8 protein-coding genes are annotated in these 5,139 nt (G+C 70.2%); 6 read left to right on the forward strand and 2 right to left on the reverse strand.

Translation table 11 applies throughout. The annotated features are described in order from the left end of the window. Positions 1–10 precede the first annotated feature (10 nt). The 6 genes from IF54_RS42525 to IF54_RS40155 all read left to right on the forward strand — a co-directional run bounded on the left by IF54_RS42525 (position 11) and on the right by IF54_RS40155 (position 3,845). Complete coding sequence (locus IF54_RS42525; protein ID WP_267885001.1) at positions 11–124, forward strand: carotenoid oxygenase family protein; 114 nt, start codon at positions 11–13, stop codon at positions 122–124. A gap of 41 nt (positions 125–165) precedes the next feature. Then, the gene (locus IF54_RS0138420; RefSeq protein ID WP_037821178.1) at positions 166–822 is read left to right on the forward strand and encodes an MBL fold metallo-hydrolase; all 657 of its coding nucleotides are present in this window, start codon (positions 166–168) and stop codon (positions 820–822) included. A gap of 60 nt (positions 823–882) precedes the next feature. Then, positions 883–1,278, forward strand: coding sequence for an SRPBCC family protein (locus IF54_RS0138425; RefSeq protein WP_030327313.1), 396 nt, complete (start codon positions 883–885; stop codon positions 1,276–1,278). 394 nt (positions 1,279–1,672) lie between these two features. After that, entirely contained in the window at positions 1,673–2,521 is an 849-nt protein-coding gene (locus tag IF54_RS0138435) for an SMP-30/gluconolactonase/LRE family protein (RefSeq protein ID WP_234439174.1), read from the forward strand. 517 nt (positions 2,522–3,038) lie between these two features. Continuing rightward, positions 3,039–3,344, forward strand: a complete 306-nt coding sequence (locus IF54_RS0138440; RefSeq protein ID WP_030327315.1) for a hypothetical protein — start codon at positions 3,039–3,041, stop codon at positions 3,342–3,344. Between the two features lie 111 nt (positions 3,345–3,455). Then, positions 3,456–3,845: a hypothetical protein gene (locus IF54_RS40155; protein ID WP_037821179.1), complete on the forward strand. Its 390-nt coding sequence runs from the start codon at positions 3,456–3,458 to the stop codon at positions 3,843–3,845. Between the two features lie 219 nt (positions 3,846–4,064). On the opposite strand, the gene IF54_RS0138450 is transcribed toward IF54_RS40155, so the two are convergent. Next, positions 4,065–4,517, reverse strand: coding sequence for a DUF5707 domain-containing protein (locus IF54_RS0138450; RefSeq protein WP_030327316.1), 453 nt, complete (start codon positions 4,515–4,517; stop codon positions 4,065–4,067). Positions 4,518–4,724: 207 nt separating this feature from the next. Beyond that, positions 4,725–5,060 (reverse strand): hypothetical protein, encoded by a 336-nt coding sequence (locus IF54_RS0138455; RefSeq protein WP_030327317.1) that lies wholly within the window; start codon positions 5,058–5,060, stop codon positions 4,725–4,727. Positions 5,061–5,139: the final 79 nt, after the last annotated feature.

Below are 5,139 nucleotides of genomic sequence, written 5' to 3' on the forward strand. Positions count from 1 at the left end.
CGACCTGGCCATCCTCGACGCCCTCGACATCGCGGCCGGCCCGATCGCCACCGTGAAGATCCCCTTCCGGCTCCGGTACGGCTTCCACGGCACCTGGGTGCCCGCCGCCGAGCTCGAGCGATGAAGTTCTCGTTCACGCCGTCCCATTGACAGAGAGGAAGACCGTTGCGCCTCACCAAGTGGGGTCACGCCTGTGTCCGTCTCGACCGGCCCGGTGCGGCTGTCGTCATCGACCCGGGCGAGTACACCGACCCCCAGGCCCTCGACGGGGCGGACGCCGTGCTCGTCACCCACGAACACGCCGACCACTTCGACGAGGGCCGCCTCCGGGCGGCCGCCGAGACCAACCCGGCCCTGCGGATCTGGACCAACCAGTCCGTGGCCGCCAAGCTCGTCGGTCTCGGCAACCGGGTCACCGTGGTCGGCGACGGTGATGCCTTCGACATCGACGGCATCACCGTCGAGGTGCACGGCGAACTGCACCAACTCGTCCACCCCGACCTCCCGGCCGTACCCAACATCGGCTTCCTCCTCGCCGGAAACCTCTTCCACCCGGGCGACGCGTTCACCGTCCCGCCGAGCCCGGTGGAGACACTTCTGGTTCCGGTGCACAGCCCCTGGTCCCGGACCGGTGAGGTCATCGACTACATACGGCAGATCAAGCCCCGGCTGGCCGTGGCCGTCCACGACGGCGGCCTGAGCGCCATGGGCCACGCCGTGGTGAACGGGATCGTCGGCGCCACGATAGGCGCCGACGCCACCACCCATTACATCCGGCTCGAGGCCGGGGCACCGGCCGACCTGTCCCAGCTCCCGGCCTGAGCCCGACGCCCGCCCTCGCCGGTTCACCCACCGACACTTCACCGACACAAGGAGATCACTGTGGCAACTCTTCGATTCGACACTCAGGTGAAGCAGAACCCCGACCAGGTCTGGGCCGTGCTCTCCGACGTGAGCAAGATCCCTGAGTGGTTGCCGGTCGTGGAGGAGGCGTACTTCGACGGCGTGCACCGCCACCTGAGCGGACCCGGTGGAAAACTCAAGTCACTCGTGGTGACGAATGATGACACGCTGCGCCGATTCCAGTACCGGGTCGTCGAGGGTCTGCCCCAGCCCGCCGAATTCCACCTCGGCACCATCGACGTGCTCGCCGACGGAGACGGCTCACGCGTGATCTACAGCCAGGAAATCCTCCCGGCCAGCCTGGCACCCGTCTTCGAAAAGGTCGTCAGCACGGCGATCGCGGGCATCGACAACTACTTCGCGACCCGTCCCTGAGGGAGGACGACTCGACCGACGGTCCCGCACCGCGCGATGGCCAGGTCGGGCTTGAAGTCCAGCGCGGGCCGGAGCGGCTCCCCCGCATCCGCGTGGACGTTCAGGCGCTCCTGGCCGACGTGCTCGCGGGGGACGAACTCGGCCTCGCGCGGGCGTTCCTTGTCACCCCCATCACCCCAGCCGCCCCGACCGCATGATCCCCGGAACCTGCGGTCGGGGTCTGGACGCTGTCTTGTACGAGGCCGCCCCACCGGCCCCCACCAGAGGAGCGACGATGTTTCCCACGCAACAGCCCACCAGGCGGGGCCTGTTGGCCGGCGCCGCCGCGACGGCCGCGGCCTTCCTTCTTCCCGCCTCTCCGGCATCAGCCTCCGCCCGGACGGCCCCTGTTCCGGTGACCACCGCGACCCTGCCCAACGGGTTCGGCCCCGAGGGCATCGCCATCGACCGGCGGGGCATCGCGTACTGCGGCGGCCGTCTCACCGGTGCCATCCAGCGGATCGATCTCGCCACCGGCGAGGGTACGCAGCTCGTCGCGGGGTCCGACGCCATGGCGCTCGGGCTCAAAGTCGACGCTTACGGACGGCTGTTCGTGGCCGGAAGCGAGGGCGGCGACGCCCGGGTGGTGGACACCCGGACCGGCGAACTGCTGGCCGCCTACCGGCTGTTCACCGCCCCCAGTACCGGCATTGTCAACGACCTCGTCATCACCCGTGAGGCGGTGTACCTCACCGACTCGCGCCACCCCGTGCTGTACGTGCTGCCGCTCGGCCCCGGGGGCGCGCTGCCCGCACAGTCCCAGGTGTTCACCCTCCCGCTGACCGATTTCCCCACCAGCACCGAAGGCGTCGGCATCAACGCCAACGGCATCGTCTCCACCCCGGACGGCACGGCGCTGCTGGTGATGCACAGCAGCAGCGAGCTGCTGTACCGCGTGGATCCGCGGACCGGCGCCACCTCCGTGGTCGACCTCGGCGGCGAGTTCCCGCTGCCCGGCGACGGCCTGCTCCGCATCGGGCACACCCTCTACGTGGTGTGCAACTTGGCGAACGAGGTCGCCGTCGTAACCCTCGACAGGACCGGCCGTACCGGTACCGTGACCGCGCGGATCACCGACCCCTCATTCGACGTGCCGACGACGGTGGCGGCGTACCGCGGACGGCTCTATCTTCCCAACGCCCGCTTCGCCCTCCCTGTCGAGCCGACCACGACGTACGACGTGGTGTCGGTGCCGATCCCGTAGCGCGCCCCGGTCCGGGCCCGGGGGGCGGGCTCCCGACCCGTCGACAGCCGTACGGCTCCGGCGGCGGCAGCCGCGCGAGGAAGGCCGGACGCGCTGACAAGAGCCGCATTGCACGACGCCCACCGCCGACGCTGTTCCACATGATCGCCACGCTGGTGCCCGGGGGCGGGCGGTCCCGGGCCGGACCACCGAGCTGGGCGGTACGGCCTCCTACGAGGACGTCCAACAGCACTTCGCCGGCAGGCACCCGTGGGGCTTGGCCGCCCGACACTGCCAGGACACGCCACACCAGAAACTGCAGGCCCCTTACCCGAATGCGTAACAGCCCTCCGACTCTGCGCCTCCGTCGATCCTGCGAACGGCTGGTCGCACGCAGCCCGGGTAGCCGTTGTGCTGGTCTGAGAAGACGATGAGCCGCCGATGACGCCGTCGGCGTGACATCGCGGCGCAGCCGCAACCGCACACCGCCGTCTCGGTCTCTCCCCCTGCACATCACCCGCTGCTGAAGGAGACCGACGTGAGCCTCGCCCTCGACCACCACACGCCGCACGCCTTCGTCGACCCCTACGCCGCCGACCCGGCAGAGACCTGGCCCCCGGCCGCCGGGCTGGACGCGGACTGCCTGCTGCCGCCGCCCAACCCCGCCGAGCGCCTCAGCATCCTCATCGCGCCCCGCGACCAGCACCGCCTGGCCCTGTACGCCGCACTCACCGCCGCCGGTATCCCGCCGCGGCCCGAAGACCGCGAGGCCATCGACCAGCTCAGCGCCCTGTCCGCCAGCATCAACACCACCCTGCAGCGCTGGCTGCATCACACCGCATGAAACGGACGCAGACACCCGGGGTCCGCCCCTGCGCGCTGGACGCGTACGGACCCCACCATCAAGCACCGATCACCCCCCGCACTCACGCAGGCACCACAATAGAGGACCGAGATGAGCGACGAGGACGAACCGACCGGACCCGACCTCGAGCCCGGGCACAACGGCTTGGTCCGGGTCACCGACGGCGCCACCATCGTCATCCCCGGCATCCACACCGGCAACGCCGACATCACCGTCACCCTCCACAAAGCAGAACCCGCACCCGACAACGGCACCTGGCAGGAGATCATGGAAGTCTCGGCACACTCCGCATCCGGCGACCTCAAGGTCCGCGCCAAGGCGGACGACCTGCACGAAGAACTCCCCGTCCTGTCATTCCACCGTCCCGGCCACTACCGCCTGCGCCTGCACGCCCGCGGCCGGGACACCGCCAGCACCCCGACACCGGACCAGATCACCGAGTGGCACCTGATCCAGGCCTGGCCGGAACCCTCCCACTAGGCACAGGTACCCCGCCTGACCGACAGCTACGGCGCGTCCACCCGCGCACGGTGACCACCACCTTGCCCGCCCGACCCCGTGGCAGGCGGGCAAGGTCGGCTCACAGCCCCTCCTTACCGTGCTGATGGCCGCGGGGGGCTGATGGGACGGCCATTGCGTGTTGGGGCTGAGGCCGGAGCACCTCGACGAACGGTGTGCGGTCCGGTACCTGTGATCGTTTCAGGCCACCGTGAAGTCGGCCGCCTTGGTGTCCAGGGTCGTGTCGCCGTCCTTGGTGGTGACCAGGACGGCCACATGCCACAGCCCCTTCGGGGAGCCTTCCGCGTCAGCGCGGGTGACAGCGGCCTTGTCGGTGCACCGCTGGCCGTCCCCGCCCGAGGGCTTGCAGACGGCCGACTCGGCGGAGGCCATGTCCTTGGCCGTCAGCCCCTGCTTCGCGAAGGACGACTTCTCCGGCCAGGCCAGCACCTTCACGCTCTTGACCTCCGAGGATGCGGAGACGTCGGTGGTGAAGGCGAACGAGCCGTCGCGGCCGGCGTCGGGAGCGGTGTAACGGGCCGCGCTGTGCGCCGGCGCCGGCGACTGGTCCCCGGCGTAGGCGAGAGCGAAAGCACCCGCACCACCGAGCACGACGACACCGGCAGCAACGGACACGACGATACGACGCGACATGAGAAGTTCTCCTGACAGGCTCAGCTCTGGATCCCACCGGCGCTCTCGTCGGCGCCGTGCACCCATCCTGGCCGCGCCGCACCCGCCGGGAATGAGCACGCGTACTCAACTGCGTTCTGAGTAAGGGCCGTTGCACCGCCCTGGCCGAGAGGCCGCCGTCGGCCATCGCGACAGCCGGGACGGCCCCCCGGCACGGGCGGCCGCTCTCTATGCGGAAACGGACAGCACCAGCAGGGCCGCCGCAAGAACCACGTGCGCCAGGAGCAGCCAGGCCAGCATGCGCTGCCGCAGGGCGCGGTAGCGCGTCTCGTAGGCTCGGCGGAGATCTTCCGCCCGGGCGGCCGTGCGCTGCCACGACCTCTTCGACAGCGCCAGGTGTTCCGCCACGAACTCCCGCTCCAGCGCCTCCTGTTGTACGTCTGTCAGCCATCCGAGCCGGGACGCTGCGCGCGCTGCCGCCGCGCGGCCCTCGTCCCGTGCGGCGGCCAGCAGGAGATGTCCCTCGATCTGCCGGACCAGAGCGCGTTCCGCTTCCACGGTCATCGCGCGCTCAACTCCTTTTCCGCTTGCGGTACTAACGGGTGGTTCAGGTCGAACGCCGGGGATTCGCTGCGGATGCGGG

Origin of the sequence: Streptomyces sp. NRRL B-3229 (genome assembly GCF_000719505.1) — a bacterium.
Classification (GTDB): domain Bacteria; phylum Actinomycetota; class Actinomycetes; order Streptomycetales; family Streptomycetaceae; genus Streptomyces; species Streptomyces griseorubiginosus.